Here is a 21156-nt window from a genome sequence, read left to right on the forward strand (position 1 = left end):
TTTCAGGCGGCGTTAATTACAAATTCTTCAATCGCCTGCCGGTTGCTCCAGGACTTGGTCAACGTGGCGGCTTCCGCCGCGTCAACCCAGCGATAGTCCAGATGTTCCGTAAAGACAATCTGGCGTTCATGGGGGAGCGCAAGACGGAACCAAAACTCCGTATTGCGCTCAACGCCCGGCGCATAGCGATGACGTAAATGAGAAAATATCTCGAATTCTACCGTACGCTGACAATCAACCAAAGCCAGCTGCTCGCAGGCAACATCGATGGCGACCTCTTCCATAACTTCACGCGCGGCAGCCTGCGGCGCGGTTTCTCCCTCTTCCAGGCTGCCGGTAACCGACTGCCAGAACGCGGGATCGTCGCGCCGCTGCAACATCAGCACCCGCTTCGTATCTTCGGCGTAAATCACCACCAGTACGGAAACGGGGAGCTTGAATGACATCTTACTTATTCTCCAGAGACTCTTTTGCCTCTTTCGCCACCACCTGAATACCGAGTTCGCTCAGCGATGCCGGGTTAGCGAAGCTTGGCGCTTCGGTCATCAGGCAAGCGGCTGCGGTCGTTTTCGGGAAGGCGATAACGTCACGGATATTATCGGTACCGGTCAGCAGCATGGTCAAACGGTCGAGGCCAAAAGCCAGGCCCGCGTGCGGCGGGGTGCCGTATTTCAGCGCGTCCAGCAGGAAGCCAAACTTCTCGCGCTGCTCCTGCTCGTTAATGCCCAGGATGCCGAACACGGTCTGCTGCATCTCACCGCTGTGAATACGCACGGAACCGCCGCCCACTTCATAGCCGTTGATGACCATATCGTAGGCGTTGGCCACCGCGTCTTCCGGCGCGGCTTTCAGCTCTGCGGCGGACATGTCTTTCGGCGAGGTGAACGGATGGTGCATCGCGGTCAGGCCGCCTTCGCCGTCGTCTTCAAACATCGGGAAGTCGATAACCCACAGCGGCGCCCATTTGTCTTCGTCGGTCAGGTTCAGGTCTTTGCCCAGCTTCAGACGCAGCGCGCCCAGCGCGTCGGCGACCACTTTTTTGTTATCCGCGCCGAAGAAGATCATATCGCCATCCTGCGCGCCGGTGCGCTCAAGGATCGCTTCAACGATGTCGGCGTTAAGGAATTTAGCCACCGGGCTGTTGATGCCTTCAAGGCCTTTCGCCCGCTCGGTTACTTTAATATAGGCCAGCCCTTTCGCGCCGTAGATCTGGACAAACTTACCGTATTCGTCGATTTGCTTACGGGTCAGCGCAGCGCCGCCCGGTACGCGCAGCGCGGCAACGCGCCCTTTGGCGTCGTTAGCCGGGCCGGCGAAGACGGCGAATTCCACCGCTTTCACCAGATCGGCGACGTCCACCAGCTCCATCGGGTTACGCAGGTCTGGTTTGTCAGAACCGTAGCGGCGCTCGGCTTCGGCGAAGGTCATGATCGGGAAATCGCCCAGATCCACGCCCTTCACTTCCTGCCACAGGTTGCGCACCAGCGCTTCCATGACTTCGCGCACCTGCCCGGCGGTCATGAAGGAGGTTTCCACATCGATCTGGGTAAATTCCGGCTGACGGTCGGCACGCAGGTCTTCGTCGCGGAAGCATTTAACGATCTGATAGTAGCGGTCAAAACCGGACATCATCAGCAGCTGCTTGAACAGCTGTGGAGACTGCGGCAGCGCGTAGAATTTCCCTTTATGCACGCGGGATGGGACCAGGTAGTCGCGCGCGCCTTCCGGCGTGGCTTTGGTCAGCATCGGCGTTTCGATGTCGAGGAAACCGTGGTCATCCATAAAGCGGCGCACCAGGCTGGTGATTTTCGCACGGGTCTTCAGGCGCTGCGCCATTTCCGGACGACGCAGGTCCAGGTAGCGATATTTCAGACGCGCTTCTTCGGTATTGACGTGGTTGGAGTCCAGCGGCAGCGCTTCAGCGCGGTTGATAATCGTCAGATCCGATGCCAGCACTTCGATGGCGCCGGTGGCCATATCGCTATTGATGTTTTTTTCGTCACGCGCGCGCACGGTACCGGTGACCTGGATGCAGAACTCATTACGCAGTTCAGAGGCCAGCTTTAATGCGTCGGCACGATCCGGATCGAAAAACACCTGTACGATGCCTTCGCGGTCACGCATATCGATAAAGATAAGGCTACCGAGATCACGACGACGGTTGACCCAACCACACAGAGTCACTTGCTGCCCTACGTGGGACAGACGAAGCTGCCCGCAATATTCTGTACGCATGAGATATCCCTTAACTTAGCCGCAGGCGGATTGTTGCCTGTCTTGCAGGCGACGAGGTCGCAGCTTTAGCTGATGTCACAACTGAATGAAAAAAGGCGGCTATTATACTGGAAATTATGGCGCACGATAAGCCCGGCGCAGCGCGCAGCGTTGCTTTGCTGAGCGCTTATTGCTTGTACTCACAAAAATTAACAAAATTTGTTACCCTCGGGCGAGATCGGCAACGGTATTGTAGCGACCTGACAACAGAAGAAGATACGGGGATATCATGTTAGAACTCAATGCAAAAAAAACCGCGCTGGTGGTTATAGACCTGCAGGAAGGCATTTTACCGTTTGCCGGCGGCCCGCATCGGGCTGACGACGTGGTTGAGCGCGCCGCGAGTCTGGCCAAAAAGTGCCGCCAGCAGGGTTCCCCGGTGGTCATGGTTCGCGTTGGCTGGTCGGCGGATTTCGCCGAAGCGCTGAAGCAGCCGGTCGATGCCCAGGCAGGCGCCCATACGCTACCGGAAAACTGGTGGTTCTATCCGCTGGCGCTGGGAAAACAGGAGAGCGACATCGAAGTCACCAAACGCCAGTGGGGAGCCTTTTACGGCACCGACCTGGAGCTGCAGCTTCGCCGTCGCGGTATCGATACGATTATCCTGTGCGGTATCTCAACCAATATCGGCGTCGAATCGACGGCGCGCAACGCCTGGGAGCTGGGCTTCAATCTGATTCTCGTTGAAGACGCCTGCAGCGCAGCAACGGCTGAACAGCATCAGGGCAGCATGACGCACATCTTCCCGCGTATTGCCCGCGTGCGCAGTACCGAGGAGGTACTTGCCGCGTTATGATCTATATTGGGCTTCCCCAATGGGCGCACCCGAAGTGGGTGCGCCTGGGTATCACCAGCCTTGAAGAGTATGCCCGCCATTTTAACTGCGTGGAGGGCAACACGACCCTGTACGCTTTACCAAAAGCTGAGATTGTCAGCCGCTGGTATGAACAAACCCACGATGATTTTCGCTTTTGCTTCAAGTTTCCGGCCACCATTTCGCACCAGGCATCGCTGCGCAACTGCGACGACTTAAGCCACGAGTTTTTCACCCGCCTGGCGCCGCTGTCATCGCGCATTGGCCAATACTGGCTGCAGCTGCCGGCCACGTTCGGCCCTCGGGATCTTCCCGCGCTCTGGCAGTTCCTCGACAGCCTGCCGCGCGAATTCAGCTACGGCGTTGAGGTAAGGCATCCGGAGTTTTTCGCCAAAGAGGAAGCGGAACAGCAGCTCAATCGCGGGCTGCATCAGCGAAACGTCAACCGCGTGATCCTGGATAGCCGTCCGGTTCATAGCGCCGTCGCCCGCAGCCCGGCGATGCTCGACGCGCAAAGAAAGAAGCCAAAAGTTCCCGTCCATGCGCTGGTGACGGCCCACCATCCGATGGTGCGTTTTATCGGCAGCGATGACATGGCGCAAAATCGTGAGCTGTTTAGCGTGTGGTTACGCACGCTGCCAAAATGGGCGCAGACAACCACGCCGTACCTGTTCCTCCATACCCCGGATATCGCCCAGGCGCCGGAACTGGTCGACACCCTGTGGAGCGATCTGCGCGCCGCCCTACCGGAAATAGGGGCGGCACCTTCAATTCCGCAGCAAACCTCTCTTTTCTGATATCCTGCTATCCTCAATTGAGCCACCGGAAGCGATAAAAGGGAGTTTTGAGTATGGTCAGCGCGCTGTATGCGGTTTTAGGTGCGTTATTGCTTATTAAGTTTTCCTGGGACGTTGTACGACTGAGGACGCAATATCGCGTTGGCTACGGCGACGGCGGTTTTAGCGAACTGCAGGTTGCTATACGCGTGCACGGGAACGCGGTGGAATATATTCCCATTGGCCTGATTCTGCTGCTGTTTATGGAAATGAACGGCGCGCAGACCTGGATGGTCCACGTCTGCGGTATTTTACTGATCGCCGGGCGCCTGATGCACTCCTATGGCTTTCATCATCGTCTTTACCGCTGGCGTCGTTCCGGCATGAGCGCGACGTGGTGTTCGTTGTTGCTGATGGTGCTGGCGAACTTCTGGTATATGCCCTGGGAGTTGGTTTTCTCCGTCCGTTAGCGCACAATACGCCGTTTTCGATTTTTCGGGTTTAACGTTATGTCTCACCGCGATACGCTTTTTTCCGCGCCGATTGCCAGCCTCGGCGACTGGACCTTTGATGAACGGGTTGCTGAAGTCTTCCCGGATATGATCCAGCGCTCTGTTCCCGGCTATTCCAATATCATTTCCATGATCGGCATGCTGGCGGAACGTTTCGTTCAGCCGGATACCCAGGTTTACGATCTCGGCTGCTCGCTTGGCGCAGCCACGCTGTCCGTGCGCCGCAATATTGCGCATGCCGGCTGCAAAATCATCGCCGTTGATAATTCGCCGGCCATGGTCGAACGCTGCCGTCGCCATATTGACGCCTATAAGGCGCCGACGCCGGTCGAAGTGATTGAAGGCGATATTCGCCACGTCACGATAGAAAACGCCTCGATGGTGGTGCTGAACTTCACCATCCAGTTTCTCGAACCGGGCGAACGCCAGGCCATTCTTGATAAGGTCTATCAGGGACTCAATCCGGGCGGCGCGCTGGTGCTGTCGGAAAAATTCAGCTTCGAAGATGACAACGTCGGCGAACTACTGTTCAACATGCATCATGATTTCAAACGCGCCAACGGCTATAGCGAGCTGGAAATCAGCCAAAAGCGCAGCATGCTGGAAAACGTGATGCTCACCGATTCCGTCGAAACCCACAAAGCGCGCCTGCGCAAGGCCGGTTTCGAACATGCCGAACTGTGGTTCCAGTGCTTTAACTTCGGATCGTTAATCGCCGTAAAATCCGGGGACCAGGCATGATTGATTTCAGCAACTTTTATCAGTTGATTGCCAAAAGCCCGCTGTCGCACTGGCTGGTGACGCTGCCCGCCCAGGTGGCGGCCTGGCAGCGTGACGCGCTGCACGGGAAATACCGGGAATGGGAGCGGGCCGTCGAGTTTCTGCCCGAGTTTTCGCCCTACCGTCTGGATCTGCTGCATAGCGTCACTGCGGAGAGCGAAACGCCGCTGGGTGACGGTCAGCGTCTGCGGATTGAAAACCTGCTGAAGAATCTGATGCCGTGGCGTAAAGGGCCCTGGTCGCTTTACGGCGTGAATATCGATACCGAATGGCGTTCCGACTGGAAGTGGGAACGCGTACTGCCGCACCTTTCCGACCTCACCGGACGTACCATCCTTGATGTCGGCTGCGGCAGCGGATACCACATGTGGCGTATGATTGGCGCCGGGGCTCGTCTGGCGGTGGGCATCGATCCCACCCAGCTGTTCCTTTGCCAGTTTGAAGCGGTGCGAAAACTGTTGGGCAACGATCAGCGCGCGCATCTGCTGCCGCTGGGCATTGAGCAGCTTCCGGCGCTGAACGCCTTTGATACCGTCTTTTCGATGGGCGTGCTGTACCACCGCCGCTCCCCGCTCGATCACCTGTGGCAGCTCAAAGATCAGCTAGTTCCCGGCGGCGAGCTGGTGCTGGAGACGCTGGTCGTCGAGGGCGACGAAAATACCGTGCTGGTGCCGGGCGATCGCTATGCGCAGATGCGCAACGTCTACTTTATCCCTTCTGCCGCCGCGCTAAAGCAGTGGCTGGAGAAATGCGGGTTTATCGATGTACGCATCGTCGACGCCTGCGTGACGTCCACCGAAGAGCAGCGCCGCACCGAGTGGATGACCACCGAGTCGCTGGCCGACTTCCTCGATCCGCAGGACAGCAGCAAAACCCGCGAAGGCTACCCTGCCCCGCTGCGCGCGGTGCTTATTGCCACCAAACCGGAAACAGAACAGTCGCTGGCGGCGAAAAAGCGGGCCGACAAGCAGCCTGGCTAACGCGTTTTCAGGATAAAAAAAGGCCCCTGTTTAATGGGCAGGGGCCTGGTACGGGCAATCATCATATTGGGCGACATGATGTGCAGCAAAAAACGGTTTATCCCCGTCATACTTCAAGTTGCATGTGCGTTGGCTTTCCTCGCTCACCCCAGTCACTTACTTGAGTAAGCTCCTGTGGATCCCCTGCGTCGCCGCCTTCTCGCAACTCGAATTATTTAGGGTCTTAATCTCTCTGTGCGGAAATAATCTTCTTCATTTCCGCTACCGCTTCGCCATTGACGGCGTAGCGTAAGTATTCATCTGCTTCGGCATCCGTAGACATCGACAGTCCGGGATTGCGAAAGCGCATCGGGGACGGTAACCACTGGCCTGCCGAGGTATGCACCTCTTTTACCCCTGACTGCAAAAATAGCGGCAGGTTGGCGGCGCGGACGCCTGCACCGGCCATAATAATAGGAGTATCGCTTTGGGAAATAAGTTCCCTGATTAATGAAATTCCTTTTTCGGCTGAAGACTGCTGGCCCGAAGTCAGGATACGCTGAACGCCGAGTTCAGCCAGCTCAGCGCTGGCCTGGCGCGGGTCGGCGCACATATCAAAGGCCCGATGAAAGGTGACGGCCAGGGTTCCCGCCGCCGCCATTATTTTTTTCATTCGCGCCCTATCCACCCGACCGTCGGCGTCCAGAACGCCGATCACCATGCCGGGAAAACCGAGATCCTTCACCGCGGCCACATCATCAAGCATCGCGGCAAATTCGCCGGCGGTATAGCAAAAATCACCGCCGCGCGGGCGAATAATTGGATGAACGGGAATGGTCACCGCTTCACGCACCGATTTCAGTACCCCCAGCGAAGGCGTCAGCCCTCCCTCCTGCGGCGCGGCGCATAGCTCGATACGATCGGCGCCCCGGCGCTGGGCCTCCAGCGCGCACTCCATGCTGTAACAACAGACTTCCAGTAAGGTCATTCTTCTCTCCGTCGATAGGGCAGGCACTACAGAATGTCACGATTTCTTCCGGCAGACGCCGCGTCGCTTCACACTGTTATCGTTCAGCGTGTTCGCTGGCGACAATTTGCTCAATCGACCACGGGTGAAATTTGATCGTCACTTTGCCATCCGTTACCGCCAGGGTCGGATTCGGTAAACGCTCACGCTCTCCTTTCGGCGCGCTGGTCTTCACAAAAATGCCCGGCTGGCCCAGCCCTTCATCGGAAAGCAGCGCCAGCGCGCGGGTATTGAGCGTTTCAGGATCGCCCGGCAGAACGATTTCAATATGCTCCCAGCCTTCATGCGGATAGCGCTTTTCGCCCGGCCACGGCAGTTCAACGATGCTAAAACGCCAGTGCGCCACGACCACCGGCTCATCCAGCCTGAACAGGCAGATGGGTCGACCGTTAATGACATTTTCCGACAGCAGAGTAGCGCATTGTTCAAAGCCGCGACGCCAGCGCTCCGCCGTAGCGTTCTGGTGACAGCGCAGGGAAATATGGTCGGCGTCATGGGGCGTAATATCGAGACCGAGCCGGTGAGCAAGCGCGTTCAGCGCCTCGGTAAAGCGCGGCAGGTCCGCGGAAATATCGTTCAGTTCATCTATCTGCTGCCAGTTCGCCATCGTAAGCCTCGGTACTCGCTAAAAAGCGCTAATCTATCGCGTTTTCCGCGACCGACCAACCGGCAATCGCCGGCAGCGTCCCGCGAACGGTTATTCGTTGAGCGCGAGGCTCAGCAACCTCCGCGCGGTGCTGACGCGTGGGTGCAAATGCAGTATACTCCTGCCCTAATTTGTCCACATTCCCGCGCCGCCCCATCAGGGTGACGGCGTGTTAACGTAAGGTGTTTCGGTGAATATTCAGGCTCTTCTCTCAGAAAAAGTCAGTCAGGCCCTGATCGCGGCAGGCGCGTCTGCCGATTGCGAACCTCAGGTCCGCCAGTCAGCAAAAGTCCAGTTCGGCGACTATCAGGCCAACGGCGTGATGGCCGTTGCCAAAAAACTGGGCATGGCGCCGCGACAACTTGCAGAGCAGGTACTGTCTCATCTCGATCTGAGCGGGATTGCCAATAAGGTAGAGATCGCCGGCCCTGGCTTTATTAATATTTTCCTCGATCCGGCCTTCCTCGCGGAAAACGTCAGCAGCGCGCTGAAATCGGAACGTCTGGGCGTGGCTCAGCCGCAGGCGCAGACGGTGGTCGTCGATTACTCCGCGCCGAACGTGGCGAAAGAGATGCACGTAGGCCATCTGCGCTCCACCATTATTGGCGACGCCGCGGTGCGTACGCTGGAGTTTCTCGGCCATAAAGTGATCCGCGCTAACCACGTGGGCGACTGGGGCACCCAGTTCGGCATGCTCATCGCGTACCTGGAAAAACAGCAGCAGGAAAACGCCGGTGAAATGGCGCTGGCCGACCTCGAAGGTTTCTATCGCGAAGCGAAAAAACACTACGATGAAGATGAAGCCTTCGCCGAGCGCGCGCGCAGCTATGTCGTTAAGCTGCAGGGCGGCGACGAGTACTTCCGCGAAATGTGGCGCAAGCTGGTCGACATCACCATGTCGCAAAACCAGTTAACCTATAACCGCCTCAACGTTACCCTGACCCGCGACGACGTGATGGGTGAAAGCCTCTATAACCCGATGCTGCCGGGTATCGTTGCCGATCTGAAAGCCAAAGGTCTGGCGGTAGAAAGCGAAGGCGCGACCGTGGTGTTCCTTGATGAGTACAAAAACAAGGAAGGCGAACCGATGGGCGTTATCATCCAGAAGAAGGATGGCGGCTATCTCTACACCACCACCGATATCGCCTGCGCAAAATACCGCTACGAAAATTTGCATGCTGACCGCGTGCTTTACTACATCGACTCTCGCCAGCACCAGCACCTGATGCAGGCGTGGACCATCGTGCGTAAAGCCGGCTACGTGCCGGATTCCGTCCCGCTGGAGCACCACATGTTCGGCATGATGCTCGGCAAAGATGGCAAACCGTTTAAAACCCGCGCCGGCGGTACCGTGAAGCTTGCCGACCTGCTGGACGAAGCGCTGGAGCGCGCGCGCCGTCTGGTGGCGGAGAAAAACCCGGAGATGCCCGCCGATGAGCTGGAAAAACTGGCGAACGCGGTCGGGATCGGCGCGGTGAAATATGCCGACTTGTCTAAAAACCGCACCACCGACTACATCTTTGACTGGGACAACATGCTGGCCTTTGAGGGCAATACCGCGCCTTATATGCAGTATGCCTATACCCGCGTGCTCTCCGTGTTCCGCAAAGCGGATATCGATGAAAGCGCGCTGGCGGCGGCGCCGGTGGTCATCACCGAAGATCGCGAAGCCCAGCTGGCAGCCCGTCTGCTGCAGTTTGAAGAAACCCTGACGGTCGTCGCGCGTGAAGGCACGCCGCACGTGATGTGTTCTTACCTGTACGATCTGGCGGGTCTGTTCTCCGGCTTCTACGAGCACTGCCCGATCCTGAGCGCCGAAAGCGAAGAGACGCGCAACAGCCGCCTGAAGCTGGCGCTGCTGACGGCGAAAACGCTGAAGCTGGGTCTGGATACCCTGGGTATCGAAACCGTAGAACGGATGTAAAACCAAACCCGGCGAAAGCCGGGTTTGGTTTATAACGCCTGATGGCGCCACGCTCATCAGACCTGCAGCATCATTGTATCCCCGGTAAGCGTAAGCGCCACCGGGGAAATTCCGCCCTTCTCAGAAATACTTCCGCAGATACTCCGTCAGGCACAGGATCGCCATCGCCTGGCCATACGGCATCGACGTCAGCGGAATGTCGCGATAAAAATCCAGATTCGAACCCATGCCGGTACCGAACGACGTTTGCAGCAGCTCCCCTTGCGCTGAGATATTCTGCACGATGCCGCGAATCGCTTTTTCCGCAACCTCCGCATACGCCTGGCTCACGTAGCGCTTGCGCACCGCTTTGAGGATCCCATAAGCAAAACCGGCGGTCGCCGACGCTTCCAGATAGGAGTCAGGATCGTCAAGCAGCGTATGCCACAGGCCGCTATCGTCCTGACAGCGGGCCAGCGCCGCAATCTGCGCATTCAGCACCTGCACCAGATAACGCCGTACCGCGCTGTTCTCGGGTAAATCCACCAGCTCCAGGAAATCCGGAATAACGATAGTCAGCCAGCTATTGCCGCGGGCCCAGCGAGCGTGGGCGAAATTATGCCGCCCCTCGTAGCTCCAGCCGTGAAACCACAGGCCGGTCTCACGGTCCATCAGATTCTGCACGTGCAGCAGAAACTGATATACCGCCTCCTCTACGTATTGCGGACGATTAAGCAACTTGCCGATTTTCGCCAGCGGCAGAACCGTCATCATCAGCGTGTCGTCCCACATCTGCTGATGATTCTCTTCCGCCAGGGTGATGTGCTGCATGCCGCCAGACTCAGTGCGCGGCATTTCGTTCATCGCCCACTCCGCCCAGCTATCGAGCCAGGGCAGATACGCGGGGTTGCCCGTCTCTTCGTAGCGGTAAGCCAGGGTGAGAAACGGCGCCATGGTGTTGACGTTTTTGGTGGTCGCGCCTTCGGCAAAGCGGTCGGCAAACCAGCCATCAATAATGTCGCGCATCGCCGTATCGCCGGTCTGCTGGTAATACTGATAAATACCGTACAGGCCGACGCCGTGAGTCCACTCCCAGCCGTTCCACCCTTTGGTGTCGATAACGCGTCCGTCGTCCAGCCGCAGTAAAAATTGCCCGCTTTCGTCCTTAATGTTGACCAGATTGTGCGTCACCTTCTGAATCAGCGCCTGCAGTTCATTGCGGGCGATAAAACGCTCCGGCTGGCGCAGTAGTGGGCTATGTTTGACAGGCCAAACTTTCATATCCTTAACCTCTGTTATATGTCGAATTCATGGCTGAACGCGGCTTCAGCGCTGGCGCGGCGGGTTTATTCCGATTCAGATAACCAATATTGTTGTTTCCCCACAGGGCGTCGTACGGCATCCCGGCCAGCATCTCCACCACCTCACGATCCCCGGCGCTGGCCAGTTCTGGCTGAGCGCGACCGGATTCACGCATTTTCAGCGTTTCCGCGCGCAGGACGCTGTGGGTTTGCAGATTGAGCTTAAAGCGCAGGGAAACGAGGAAACCGCAGGCCAGCACCAGTAAGGTGCCCACGCTGAGGATCAGCAGAATGGTATGGCTCACTTCATAGGGCTGCGTTTTCTGTCCGGAGACAAAGCCCGACATCTGCATGATGATCCCCACCAGCATCACCGCTCCGGCCTGGGAAGCTTTACGCGTCAGGGTCATGATCCCGGCAAAGATGCCTTCGCGGCGCTGGCCGGTGATCACTTCGTCCACGTCGGCAATATAGGTGTAGGTGTTCCACGGAACGTAGTTGATGCCGCCGCGGCCCAGGCCCGCCACTGCGGATATCAGCAGCAGCAGCGAATAGACATCGCTGAGGCCAGCGTAGTACAGCACCGCGTAAGAGAGCGAACTCAGGCCGAACAGCACCACCACCATGCGATACGATGGCGCCGGCCCGAAGCGAATACACAGCGGGATCATGGCGATAACCGCAATAAACTGGAAGATCGCCATGGTTCCGAGCAGGTTAGAAGCCATTGAGGCTTCCTGCATCAGGACAAACACCACATAGTAGGTAAAGACCGCATTGAAGACATCCTGGGCGATATAGCCGCCCAGATACATCCCCAGATGCTGACGGAAAATTTTAATGCGCAGGGTCGAACTTAACTCAATGAACAGGCGGTTAAGACTCTGCGACAGGCTCAGGTTCTGTTTCTCCTCTTCGGCGCGCAGCGCGGCCTCCGTCCACTCTTCACGCGGGCGTTCCCAGGTAAAGAACCAGACGAAGGTCAGCATCATGGCGCACAGCACCGAGAACACCAGGCTGGCATAGAAGAAAGAAACGGCGTTGTCCTTACCAAAGATAGTCAGCAGAACGCCCGGCAGGAAGGAAGCCAGAATCGCCGACATCTGCGCCATAGAAATACGCGCGCCGGAGAATTTGGTTTTCTGTTTAAAATCATCGGTCATTTCCGGTACCAGCGTTTCATACGGCACCAGAATCATGGTGTAGACAATATCAAAAAGAAGATAGGTCAGCAGGTAGTACCAGAACCCCATATCCCCTACCCACATGATGGAGTAGCTAAACACGCAGGGGATGCCGAGCAGGATGAAGAACTTACGCCTGCCAAAACGTTTCCCCAGCCAGGTTGAGCCAAAGTTATCCGTCAGAAAGCCCATCAGCGGACTGATTACCGCATCCAGAACCCTGGCGGTGGCAAAAATAAGCGTCGCCTCGATAGGGGAAAGACCGCAAAAGGTGGTGTAGAAGTAGAGCAGCCATGCTGCTGTGAGTGCGGTCGTTCCCGCACCAAGGAAATCGCCCGATCCATAGGCAAGGTAGTTAACCAAACCGATTTTACGTGTTTTCATCGCCGTAAATCCTGTGTCTTTTTTTAGAGAACTCCGAACCGCGTTTTGGCCCATTCAGCCAAAAGGGGGTTGATACATGGCTACATTAAGAACATGGGAACGGCGTTACCTTTTCATTTTTGCCAGCCAAAAGCGTTCAATGGCAAAAACACAAAGAGTCGATGAACGCGCCTCACTGATTTATAAAACAGCGTTTCTTTTAATACAAAAGATCGGACCAAAAGTTGCGAAGTGACCATCAAAATGGCGCGCGGCGGAGTGAAATCTGGGCGCGTTATTTCGCTGCGGATAAACCTTGCGAAAGCTAAGGAATGGGAGTAAAGACAATAGAAAAGGGTTGTTTCGCGTATCTCAAGGAGGCTTGATGCCCTACTCACATCTGCTGGTCGCCGTGGCGCCAACCCCGGAAAGCCGGGTCCTCATTCAGAAAGCCGTCTCCATCGCCCGTCCGGTCAATGCGAAGGTCAGCCTGATTACCCTGGCAACGGACCCGGAGCTGTATAACCAGTTTGCGGCGCCAATGATGGAAAATTTACGCGAAGTGATGCAGGAGGAGACGCGCGGCTTTCTGGCCGAGCTCGCCCGCCACGCCGACTACCCGATAGAGAAAATGACTATCGCCAGCGGCGGGATTGCCCACCATGTGAAGGATTTTTGCCAGCGGCACCGCGTTGACCTGGTGATTTGCGGCAACCACAACCAGAGCCTGTTCTCTCGCGCCACCTGTTCGGCGAAAGATATCGTGGGCAGCAGCGGCGTTGACGTGCTGCTGGTGTGTCTGGAAAAAGGTTAGCGCCGAAAGCGCTAACCGCGATCGTCTCAGGCGAGCTTGGGGAAGGTCGCGACCTTGCGCGCTAAGTGGCTCTCCTCACTTCCTGGCTCAATCTCCTTTAGATCGGCAATAAACCGCTCCTGCCAGCGATGAATATCGTTATCTTTAATCACCGCCAGCATGGCCGAATGGCGGGCAATACGCTCGGCCAGCGGCATGGTTAACGCCTGGTCCAGCGCAGCCGCGACCTCGTCGCGATCGTAAGGATTGACGATTAAGGCCGTCGGCAGCTCGTTCGCCGCGCCGGCAAACTGCGACAGCACCAGCACGCCCGGATTTTGCGGGTCCTGCGCGGCCACATACTCTTTCGCCACCAGATTCATCCCATCGCGCAGCGGCGTAACCAGACCGACGTCCGAGTAGCGGAAGATTTTCATCAGCAGCTTGCGTTCAAAGTGCTGGTTCAGGTAATAAAGCGGCGTCCAGCCCAGCTGGCCATATCGGCCATTAATGCGGCCGGCCGCGGTTTCAAGCTGATGACGAATATCCTGGTAGGCCTGAACATCGCCGCGCGACGTCGGCGCGATCTGGGTATAGCGAATCTTGCCGTGATGCTGCGGATAGTTCTCCAGCAGCGCCTCGTAGGCCAGAAAACGCTCCGGCAGCCCCTTGGAATAGTCCAGCCGCTCAACGGAAAAGATATTCTGCACGCTTTTCAGTTCGCTCTTCAGCTGCGCCAGCTTCGGCGGCAGCGGCCCTTTTGCGCTCCGCGCAATCTCTTCCGGATCGATACCGATCGGATAGACTTCGGTGTGGAAAGGTTTCCCCCAGGCCACATGCTTTTTGCCGTCGCGCGTCGTCAGGCGAGTCTGCATCGATACGCAATCGAGAAACGCCAGGCGATCGCTCTCGGTCTGGAAACCCAGTAAATCGTAATCGCACAGCTGTTCAAGCAGCTCCGCGTGCGGCGGGAGCGCGTTAAAGACTTCCGGCGTCGGGAACGGAATATGTAAAAAGAAGCCGATGCGATTATTGACCCCGCGCTGGCGCAGTTCGCTGGCCAGCGGCAGCAGGTGGTAATCGTGGATCCAGACGATATCGTCAGGTTCGATCAGCGGCAGCAGTTTATCCGCCAGCGTTGCGTTGACGCGCTGATAGCCTTCCCAGGCTTCACGCTGAAAATCGACCAGATCGAGACGATAGTGGAAGGCGGGCCATAAAACGGCATTGGAAAAGCGGTTGTAATATTCGTCGTGATCCTGCTCGCTAAGGTTAAAGGAAGCCCAGGTGATATTCCCCTGCTTCACTTTTTTTAACGGCTGCTGGTCGTCACCGATTTCCCCACTCCAGCCGAACCACAGTCCTCCGGCTGCTTTTAATGCCCCCATAATCCCCACGGCAAGGCCACCGGCGCTGGCCTTTTTGTCATCCGGCGGGGCAATACGATTAGATACTACGACTAAGCGACTCATAGCCATCTCTCCTGTCGGTTAGCGCATCTGGTTGTTGCCCATGATTCGCGATGTTACTAATCCAAAGATGAACAGCGGCGACATCCGGCAGGCGCCAGTGCGCCTGGGTCTCACCGCCGCCCACTTTGACCGATACGCCACTCAGTTGATTGACGACGCTAAAACCCGCTTCATCGGTTAAGTCATCACCGACAAACACCGGCCTGCGCCCGCTGAATGGAGCTTCCTGCATAAAAGCGGCTATCGCTTCACCTTTATTCACTCCGCGCGGTTTGATCTCCACCACGCACTTACCCGGCTGTAATGCCAGAATGGGATGGCGCTGCACGACGGCCTGCGCCAGCGCGAGCACCGCGTGCTGATGCTCCGGCGCCTGTCGGTAGTGCAGAGCAAAGGCCATCCCCTTACTTTCCAGTTCGCATCCCGGCAAGTCATCCAGCGCCGCGGTCAGTTCCGCAGAGAGCGCCTTCTGGAGAGAATCCGGTAAAGAGACAATATGCGTTTTACCATTGATATCACGGCGTTCAGCCCCGTGGACACCGGCAAGCGGCAGCCGGTAAGGACGGGTAAGCTCATCCAGCTCAACCATTGAGCGCCCTGAAATCAATGCCACCGCGCCGTTGTGCTGCTGCACGAGCTGGCGCAGCGACTGCAAAACATCGGCAGGAATGACCACCTGATCGGGATGGGGTTTGATACCGGCAAGGGTACCGTCGAGGTCAAAGAAAAAAGCGCAGTTTCCGGTTAACGCAGGCGGTACATAAATCTGGTCAGCCACCCTGTTTCCTCCTTATCATGGCCAGCAACATGCTGGGTGTTAAATAATTGTAGCCATGTAAGTATAGACAGTGTGACCAGCCTCGCCATTTTTGATAGTCATTGCCAGCGCAACGAGCGCTGGCAACGGATTAGGATTAAACTGAAAAGTTGGACGAATCAAACGGCTCGTTTCGCTTTCTGTTTGTAGCGGTCGAAGATCACCGCCGCCAGTAAAATCACGCCGCGTACGACATACTGCGAGAATGGCGAGATATTGAGCAGGTTCATCGCATTCTCTACCGTTCCCAGGATCAGGATCCCGGCCACCACGTAGGAGATCTTACCGATCCCGCCTTTCAGCGATACGCCCCCCAGCACGCAGGCCGAGATGACAATCAGCTCATAGCCAATCGAGGTCATCGGCTGTCCGCTGGTCATTCGTGAAGCCAGGATAATGCCTGCCGCCGCGGAAACCAGGCCGGAAAGGACGAAAATGATGATCTTGGTCCGCACTACCGGCACGCCCGCCAGACGCGCCGCTTCTTCGTTACCGCCAATCGCGAGCGTATTGCGGCCAAAGGTGGTTTTATTCAACAACAGGCCGAAGACAATCAGGCAGGCAACGGTCAGCCAGATAGGCGCTGGCAGGCCAAACCAGTTGGCGTAGCCGAGGGTAAAGAAACGCTCGTCTTCAATTCCAACTGCTTTACCGTCAGAGATGATATAGGCCAGACCGCGGACGATCTGCATGGTGGCCAGGGTGGTGATCAGGGCGTTAATCTTCAGGCGGGCAATCACAAAACCATTGACCAGGCCGCTCAGCGCGCCGAGCAGCAGACCGGCGCCGATCCCCACCCACATGCTCTCCGTCAGGTTAATCACCACCGCCGTGGTCACACCGGCACAGGCGATAACCGAGGCGACCGACAGATCGAAATCCCCCGATGCCAGGCAAAACAGCATTCCGCAGGCCACCATTCCGGACATAGAAATAGCCAGCCCCAGGCCTTTCATATTAATAAACGAGGCAAAATTAGGCACAAAAATCACGCAGCCAATAAACAGCACCGCGAAAACAACCAGCATGCCGAACTGATCCCAAATGCGGGAGAAGCTAAAAGCCGACCGGGTAGTACCTGAAGTGGTAACTGATGACATCATAGACTCCTTACTCAGGCGACCGCCTGGCTCACTTTTGGCATGGCAAGGCTCAATGCCTGCTGTTCATTCGCATGTTCATGCAGCAGCTCTCCGGCGATCTCACCCTCGCGCATCACAACAATGCGATCGGCGACGCCGAGAACTTCCGGTAAATCGCTGGAGGCAAAGACCACCGCGACGCCCGATGCCGCTAATGCGTAGATAACGTTGTAGATTTCATGTTTAGCGCCCACGTCAATACCGCGCGTTGGCTCGTCAAGCAGGATGACTTTCATCTCTTCCGACAGCCAGCGGCCGAGGATCGCCTTCTGCTGATTGCCGCCGGAGAGGTTCATAATCAGCTGCTCGGCGCCGGGCGTTTTGATATTCAGCGATTTGATATGCTGGTCGGCGTTCTGCGCTTCCCAGGCGTTGTTGATAACGCAGCCGGCGAGAATATGCTTGCGGCGAGCGCTGATATTGATGTTGTCGCGCACCGAGTGGACCGGAATAATCCCCTCCGCTTTGCGGTCTTCCGGGCAGAGCATCATCCCGGCCTGAATCGCCTGAGCCGGCTTGCGAATATCAATGGCCTCCCCGTCGATATAAACCTGGCCGCCGGTTATTCTGCTGCCGCCGAATAAGCCTTTCATGAGCTCGCTGCGCCCGGCGCCAACCAGCCCAAACAGGCCGACGATTTCTCCGCTGCGCACCGAAAGGCTGACGGGCTGCCGCACGCCTGGCGCCTTCACCTGTTCAAGACGCAAACGCTCTTTGCCATATTCGCGCGGCTGCCAGCCGTAGATATCGCCCAGCTCGCGCCCCACCATCGCCTGTACCAGCGCGTCGTGGTTAACCTCTTGCATATTGTCGAAGGTGCGCACGTAGCGACCATCTTTGAATACCGTAATCGCGTCGCTTAACGCGAAGATCTCTTCCATGCGGTGGGAAACGTAAATAATGACCCGTCCTTCCTGGCGCAGCTCGCGGATAACCCGAAACAGGTTTTCGATTTCCCGCGCAGACAGGGAGCTGGTCGGCTCATCAAAGGCGATAATTTTTGCGTTACGCGCCAGCGCCTTGGCGATCTCCACCATCTGCCACTGGCCGATAGAGAGATACTTGAGCGGCGTTTCCGGATCGATATCCAGCCCCAGATGCTTCAGCTGTAGGCCGGCTTCATAATTCAGCAGCGACCGGTTCACAATCCCGCCTTTATGCGGCAGCTGCCCGAGGTAGATATTTTCCGCCACGGTCATTTCCGGGATCAGATGCAGCTCCTGATAGATAATGGCCACCCCGGCGTTCAGCGCCTCGGTGGTGTGGGTAAACGTCATCTGCTGGCCGCGGATTTGCAGGTTGCCGGCGGTCGGTATGTAGTTGCCGCTGAGAATTTTCAGCAGCGTGGATTTCCCGGCGCCGTTTTCTCCCATCAGGGCGTGCACCTGTCCGGCATAGCAGCCAAAGCTAATATCGGACAGCGCTTTAACGCCCGGGAATGTCATGGTGATGCCGTGGAATGAGAGATAAGGGGTAGACTGTTGCATAACGACTCCGCTTTTCTGTACAGAGCCTCTCGCGCCAAGGCAAGAGGCCCGGTCAACTGGCCTTACAGCCCTTTTTTCGCCAGCTCTTCTTTAAAGTTGTCGCGGGTAATCAGCACCACGTCGGTTACCGCGGTGAATTTCGGCGGTTCAACGTCTTTTGTCACCCAGTTGTAAAGCATTTCGCTGGTTTTATAGCCGTGAATATCCGGGCTTGGCAGTAAAGAGCCATAGAAACCGGTGGCCTGCGCTTTAGAAAGTTCGTTCACCGCATCGACGCCGTTGATACCGATCCCGATAACGTCAGGCGCTTTAAAGCCCTGGCCTTCGGTGGCGCGCACGCCGCCCAGCACGGTGTTGTCGTTCATGCCGACGATCAGCCAGTGCTTAACATTAGGATGTTGAACCAGCATGGAGTTACCGGCGTCAAACGCGCCGGGGATGTCGTTAGATTTGGTTGGCACGCGATAGATTTGTTGCTCCGGGAAACCGGCGGCTTTCAGAGCGTCCATTGAGCCGGTAGTGCGGCGGCGGGCGGTATCCAGCTCGTCGGAAGTAATGGCCATAACCGCGGTATCCTTCACGTCCCAACCGCGTTTCTGCATCTCTTTATAGAGCTCCTGCCCCTGGCGCGCGCCGATTTCGCTGGCCGCCATCATCACCAGCGGTACGCTGTCCATCGGTTTGCCTTTGGCGTTGACGAACTGGTCATCAACGGTAATCACTTTCATATCATAGCCGCGCGCTTTGGCGACAATGGCCGCCCCGAGCTTCGGATCCGGGGTGCAAATGACGAAGCCTTTGGCTCCGCTAGCCGCCAGGCTATCTATCGCGTTCAGGGTTTTCTCGCCGTCGGGCACAGCAATTTTAATGACATCGAAACCTAAATCTTTACCGGCCTTATCGGCAAATTTCCACTCGGTTTGAAACCATGGCTCTTCAGGCTGTTTCACCAGAAAACCCAGCTTAAGCGTCTCAGCCATAGCTGATTGTGACATAACCGCGGCAAGACCGATTGCCGCCAGCGCTTTAGTAAATTTGTGCATGGTAAACTCCAGCTTTAATTCGCTTTTATGTAGGGAATAATAAGTCTTAAATTTTTAATCGGACGAAAAACAAGGCATTAGAAAAATCTCAACGCTGAGTGCCGTTGTTTAAATAGTATTAACCGGAAATTATTTCTCCATACGAGAGCCCAATCACATCGCGGAATTACAGTAATTGCGTGCATATAAACAGCGAAAAATGACATAAAAAAAGCGCTAATTGTCAGACAATTAGCGCAGGCCGTAGCAATATTCTCTATATCATCAGCAGAGTTATCCCTGTAGAGATTACCAGCGACAATAAATGTGCTCCGCATGATTGCGAACGGGCGCCTCATCCCCCAATAAACGGGCGGCTACGGTAAATGAAAAGTCAAAAACGTGTCCCAGGCCTTTACCGCTAATCAAATTACCGTCCTCCACTACCGCCTGGTCCACGTACTCTCCGTCCGTGACGTGCTGCCATAACTCTCCCGAACAGACGTAGCGTCGCCCCTTGAGCAGCCCGTTGCCGCCGAGCACTCTCGCCGCCGCCGAACAGATCGGACAGATCAGCTTTCCCGCGGTATCGTGGGCCGAAATAAACGCCACGACGTCCCGGCTGGCGGCAAGATTGACGCTTCCCTGCGGGCCGCCGGGCAGAACCACCGCGTCGTACAGTATCCCGGCGCGCTCTGTTAGCGTGCTGTCCGCCACCATGGGGATATCGTGATAGCTCACCACCGCGCGCGAATCGGCGCAGGAGAGCAGTTCGACATCGAGGTGTAAGCGGCGAAGAATATCAATCACCACAATCGCTTCACCTTCCTCAAAACCCGGTGCCAGCAGCACCGCAACTTTTTTCATTTCCGACTCCTTCAGATAGCCTGTTAGCAATAATGTGTTTACAAAAGCAGCATCTTTTTAAATTAACCTCATCATTTTCTCACTCGCAGGCTACCACAAAATAGAATTATTAATCATTATTTTTAAAACACAATTTCAACAAAATCATTAGAACTGCTATCAATTAATGAGGCGCGGAAATAAAAACATTTAAAATCAGCAAAATAAGCTTATATGCGATCGTTAAACATCAGACTTTGTTCTTACAAAAGACCCTCTTTTCAAGATAAATACGGATGTTGTAACGAAATGTAAATATCACTCATTGAGAGTTTTCTTAATTCAAATATGGCGCTATTCTATATTTGTTGAGATAAGAAATTTAATTCAAACGGCTGTACAGAAATCCTGAATACTATTACTCAGGACTCTCTCTGTGCACCGTAATTTCTAAGGCGACCCTGATGTAGATGCGTCAAGATATGACGCCGCCCCCTCCAAAGTGAATAAGGATATTTGTATGGCCGTACCAGGAATGGTTCAAAAGCTGAATAACCAGATGAATCTTGAGTTCTATACCTCAAATTTGTATCTGCATTTGAGCGAATGGTGTACTCAGCAACGGTTGAACGGTACCGCCACTTTTCTCCGTAACCGAGCGCAAGCCAGTATCACGCAGATGATGCGGGTCTTTGATTTTATGAAAAAATCAGGCGCCTGGCCCGTTGTGAAAGCAGAAGGAACCTACGGCACTGAATGTTCGTCCCTGGAAGATCTCTTTAGCAAAACCGTGGAAGATTATCAGCAGCGCAGCACGATACTTTCCAGCCTGGCGGAAGAGGCGAAGGCGCAAAGCGATGAATCAACCCTGCGTTTTCTGACGCTGCTTGCTGAAGAGCAGGATCAGGATGGCATGCTGCTGGAGACCATTCTCGAAGAAATCCGTCATGCGAAAAATGCCGGAACCAGCGTACAACAAACCGATAGCCACCTGCTGGATCTGGTCAGTCAACAGCGCGTATAACGCCATGCCGGCGG

General features: G+C 56.0%; 21 protein-coding genes. 9 read left to right on the forward strand and 12 right to left on the reverse strand.

Annotation, left to right across the window (positions count from 1 at the left end):
- Positions 1-2 precede the first annotated feature (2 nt).
- Complete coding sequence (nudB, locus tag ABLU67_RS15400; protein ID WP_004852138.1) at positions 3-446, reverse strand: dihydroneopterin triphosphate diphosphatase; 444 nt, start codon at positions 444-446, stop codon at positions 3-5.
- Between the two features lies 1 nt (position 447).
- Positions 448-2235 (reverse strand): aspartate--tRNA ligase, encoded by a 1788-nt coding sequence (gene aspS / locus ABLU67_RS15405; RefSeq protein ID WP_004852140.1) that lies wholly within the window; start codon positions 2233-2235, stop codon positions 448-450.
- A gap of 268 nt (positions 2236-2503) precedes the next feature.
- Here aspS and ABLU67_RS15410 point away from each other — a divergent pair, with 268 nt between their 5' ends.
- From ABLU67_RS15410 to cmoB, 5 genes are read left to right on the forward strand one after another with little or no spacing between them, the layout of a single operon-like run.
- Positions 2504-3070, forward strand: coding sequence for a hydrolase (locus ABLU67_RS15410; RefSeq protein ID WP_049082802.1), 567 nt, complete (start codon positions 2504-2506; stop codon positions 3068-3070).
- Positions 3067-3885 carry a DUF72 domain-containing protein gene (locus tag ABLU67_RS15415; protein WP_014229856.1) on the forward strand — a complete coding sequence of 273 codons (819 nt, stop codon included), beginning with the start codon at positions 3067-3069 and terminating at the stop codon, positions 3883-3885. The genes ABLU67_RS15410 and ABLU67_RS15415 overlap by 4 nt, the downstream gene beginning before the upstream one ends.
- A 53-nt stretch (positions 3886-3938) precedes the next feature.
- Positions 3939-4334 (forward strand): MAPEG family protein, encoded by a 396-nt coding sequence (locus tag ABLU67_RS15420; protein ID WP_025106117.1) that lies wholly within the window; start codon positions 3939-3941, stop codon positions 4332-4334.
- 39 nt (positions 4335-4373) lie between these two features.
- Positions 4374-5117 (forward strand): carboxy-S-adenosyl-L-methionine synthase CmoA, encoded by a 744-nt coding sequence (cmoA, locus tag ABLU67_RS15425; RefSeq protein ID WP_009652021.1) that lies wholly within the window; start codon positions 4374-4376, stop codon positions 5115-5117.
- Positions 5114-6136: a tRNA 5-methoxyuridine(34)/uridine 5-oxyacetic acid(34) synthase CmoB gene (gene cmoB, locus ABLU67_RS15430; RefSeq protein ID WP_348852365.1), complete on the forward strand. Its 1023-nt coding sequence runs from the start codon at positions 5114-5116 to the stop codon at positions 6134-6136. Before cmoA ends, cmoB begins: the two co-directional genes overlap by 4 nt.
- A 223-nt stretch (positions 6137-6359) precedes the next feature.
- On the opposite strand, the gene cutC is transcribed toward cmoB, so the two are convergent.
- Both cutC and ABLU67_RS15440 read right to left on the reverse strand, forming a co-directional pair.
- Complete coding sequence (cutC, locus tag ABLU67_RS15435) at positions 6360-7103, reverse strand: copper homeostasis protein CutC (RefSeq protein ID WP_285924232.1); 744 nt, start codon at positions 7101-7103, stop codon at positions 6360-6362.
- A 76-nt stretch (positions 7104-7179) separates the two neighbouring features.
- A complete protein-coding gene (locus tag ABLU67_RS15440) occupies positions 7180-7749 on the reverse strand; it encodes a VOC family protein (RefSeq protein ID WP_014838837.1) in 570 nt (189 codons plus the stop codon).
- A 229-nt stretch (positions 7750-7978) separates the two neighbouring features.
- Between ABLU67_RS15440 and argS the strand changes: the two genes are divergently transcribed.
- Positions 7979-9712: an arginine--tRNA ligase gene (gene argS, locus ABLU67_RS15445; RefSeq protein ID WP_348852366.1), complete on the forward strand. Its 1734-nt coding sequence runs from the start codon at positions 7979-7981 to the stop codon at positions 9710-9712.
- A 120-nt stretch (positions 9713-9832) separates the two neighbouring features.
- Here the strand turns inward: argS and ABLU67_RS15450 are convergent, their stop codons facing one another.
- Together ABLU67_RS15450 and ABLU67_RS15455 are read right to left on the reverse strand one after the other, a co-directional pair.
- Positions 9833-10972, reverse strand: a complete 1140-nt coding sequence (locus tag ABLU67_RS15450) for a glycoside hydrolase family 105 protein (RefSeq protein WP_014229860.1) — start codon at positions 10970-10972, stop codon at positions 9833-9835.
- Between the two features lie 4 nt (positions 10973-10976).
- Entirely contained in the window at positions 10977-12560 is a 1584-nt protein-coding gene (locus ABLU67_RS15455) for an MFS transporter (protein WP_009652039.1), read from the reverse strand.
- Between the two features lie 76 nt (positions 12561-12636).
- On the opposite strand from ABLU67_RS15455, the gene ABLU67_RS15460 reads away from it, so the two are divergent.
- Positions 12637-12795: a hypothetical protein gene (locus ABLU67_RS15460; protein ID WP_157835615.1), complete on the forward strand. Its 159-nt coding sequence runs from the start codon at positions 12637-12639 to the stop codon at positions 12793-12795.
- 129 nt (positions 12796-12924) lie between these two features.
- Positions 12925-13353 (forward strand): universal stress protein UspC, encoded by a 429-nt coding sequence (gene uspC, locus ABLU67_RS15465; protein ID WP_004852164.1) that lies wholly within the window; start codon positions 12925-12927, stop codon positions 13351-13353.
- Positions 13354-13379: 26 nt separating this feature from the next.
- Here uspC and otsA read toward each other — a convergent pair whose 3' ends face one another.
- The 6 genes from otsA to ABLU67_RS15495 form a co-directional block, all read right to left on the reverse strand.
- Positions 13380-14804 carry an alpha,alpha-trehalose-phosphate synthase gene (gene otsA / locus ABLU67_RS15470; RefSeq protein ID WP_014229861.1) on the reverse strand — a complete coding sequence of 475 codons (1425 nt, stop codon included), beginning with the start codon at positions 14802-14804 and terminating at the stop codon, positions 13380-13382.
- Positions 14779-15582, reverse strand: a complete 804-nt coding sequence (gene otsB, locus ABLU67_RS15475; protein WP_014229862.1) for a trehalose-phosphatase — start codon at positions 15580-15582, stop codon at positions 14779-14781. Before otsB ends, otsA begins: the two co-directional genes overlap by 26 nt.
- Positions 15583-15740: 158 nt before the next feature.
- Complete coding sequence (gene araH, locus ABLU67_RS15480; RefSeq protein WP_025106114.1) at positions 15741-16721, reverse strand: L-arabinose ABC transporter permease AraH; 981 nt, start codon at positions 16719-16721, stop codon at positions 15741-15743.
- Between the two features lie 14 nt (positions 16722-16735).
- Positions 16736-18250, reverse strand: coding sequence for an L-arabinose ABC transporter ATP-binding protein AraG (gene araG / locus ABLU67_RS15485; protein ID WP_025106113.1), 1515 nt, complete (start codon positions 18248-18250; stop codon positions 16736-16738).
- A gap of 62 nt (positions 18251-18312) precedes the next feature.
- On the reverse strand, positions 18313-19293 hold the full coding sequence (locus ABLU67_RS15490) for an arabinose ABC transporter substrate-binding protein (RefSeq protein ID WP_004852174.1): 981 nt from the start codon (positions 19291-19293) through the stop codon (positions 18313-18315).
- A 288-nt stretch (positions 19294-19581) separates the two neighbouring features.
- Entirely contained in the window at positions 19582-20139 is a 558-nt protein-coding gene (locus ABLU67_RS15495) for a DJ-1/PfpI family protein (protein ID WP_032693589.1), read from the reverse strand.
- Positions 20140-20638: 499 nt separating this feature from the next.
- Between ABLU67_RS15495 and ABLU67_RS15500 the strand changes: the two genes are divergently transcribed.
- Complete coding sequence (locus tag ABLU67_RS15500) at positions 20639-21142, forward strand: non-heme ferritin-like protein (RefSeq protein WP_048260981.1); 504 nt, start codon at positions 20639-20641, stop codon at positions 21140-21142.
- Positions 21143-21156: the final 14 nt, after the last annotated feature.

Source organism: Klebsiella sp. GN_Kp190 (genome assembly GCF_040061795.1).
Classification (GTDB): Bacteria; Pseudomonadota; Gammaproteobacteria; order Enterobacterales; family Enterobacteriaceae; genus Klebsiella; species Klebsiella michiganensis.

Excerpts from the sequence above, each read along its gene's own strand:
- nudB (WP_004852138.1), bottom strand. The coding sequence starts at position 446 with ATGTCATTCAAGCTCCCCGTTTCCGTACTGGTGGTGATTTACGCCGAA.
- aspS (WP_004852140.1), bottom strand. The coding sequence starts at position 2,235 with ATGCGTACAGAATATTGCGGGCAGCTTCGTCTGTCCCACGTAGGGCAG.
- ABLU67_RS15410 (WP_049082802.1), top strand. The coding sequence starts at position 2,504 with ATGTTAGAACTCAATGCAAAAAAAACCGCGCTGGTGGTTATAGACCTG.
- ABLU67_RS15415 (WP_014229856.1), top strand. The coding sequence starts at position 3,067 with ATGATCTATATTGGGCTTCCCCAATGGGCGCACCCGAAGTGGGTGCGC.
- ABLU67_RS15420 (WP_025106117.1), top strand. The coding sequence starts at position 3,939 with ATGGTCAGCGCGCTGTATGCGGTTTTAGGTGCGTTATTGCTTATTAAG.
- cmoA (WP_009652021.1), top strand. The coding sequence starts at position 4,374 with ATGTCTCACCGCGATACGCTTTTTTCCGCGCCGATTGCCAGCCTCGGC.
- cmoB (WP_348852365.1), top strand. The coding sequence starts at position 5,114 with ATGATTGATTTCAGCAACTTTTATCAGTTGATTGCCAAAAGCCCGCTG.
- cutC (WP_285924232.1), bottom strand. The coding sequence starts at position 7,103 with ATGACCTTACTGGAAGTCTGTTGTTACAGCATGGAGTGCGCGCTGGAG.
- ABLU67_RS15440 (WP_014838837.1), bottom strand. The coding sequence starts at position 7,749 with ATGGCGAACTGGCAGCAGATAGATGAACTGAACGATATTTCCGCGGAC.
- ABLU67_RS15450 (WP_014229860.1), bottom strand. The coding sequence starts at position 10,972 with ATGAAAGTTTGGCCTGTCAAACATAGCCCACTACTGCGCCAGCCGGAG.
- ABLU67_RS15455 (WP_009652039.1), bottom strand. The coding sequence starts at position 12,560 with ATGAAAACACGTAAAATCGGTTTGGTTAACTACCTTGCCTATGGATCG.
- ABLU67_RS15460 (WP_157835615.1), top strand. The coding sequence starts at position 12,637 with ATGGCTACATTAAGAACATGGGAACGGCGTTACCTTTTCATTTTTGCC.
- uspC (WP_004852164.1), top strand. The coding sequence starts at position 12,925 with ATGCCCTACTCACATCTGCTGGTCGCCGTGGCGCCAACCCCGGAAAGC.
- otsA (WP_014229861.1), bottom strand. The coding sequence starts at position 14,804 with ATGAGTCGCTTAGTCGTAGTATCTAATCGTATTGCCCCGCCGGATGAC.
- araH (WP_025106114.1), bottom strand. The coding sequence starts at position 16,721 with ATGTCATCAGTTACCACTTCAGGTACTACCCGGTCGGCTTTTAGCTTC.
- araG (WP_025106113.1), bottom strand. The coding sequence starts at position 18,250 with ATGCAACAGTCTACCCCTTATCTCTCATTCCACGGCATCACCATGACA.
- ABLU67_RS15490 (WP_004852174.1), bottom strand. The coding sequence starts at position 19,293 with ATGCACAAATTTACTAAAGCGCTGGCGGCAATCGGTCTTGCCGCGGTT.
- ABLU67_RS15495 (WP_032693589.1), bottom strand. The coding sequence starts at position 20,139 with ATGAAAAAAGTTGCGGTGCTGCTGGCACCGGGTTTTGAGGAAGGTGAA.
- ABLU67_RS15500 (WP_048260981.1), top strand. The coding sequence starts at position 20,639 with ATGGCCGTACCAGGAATGGTTCAAAAGCTGAATAACCAGATGAATCTT.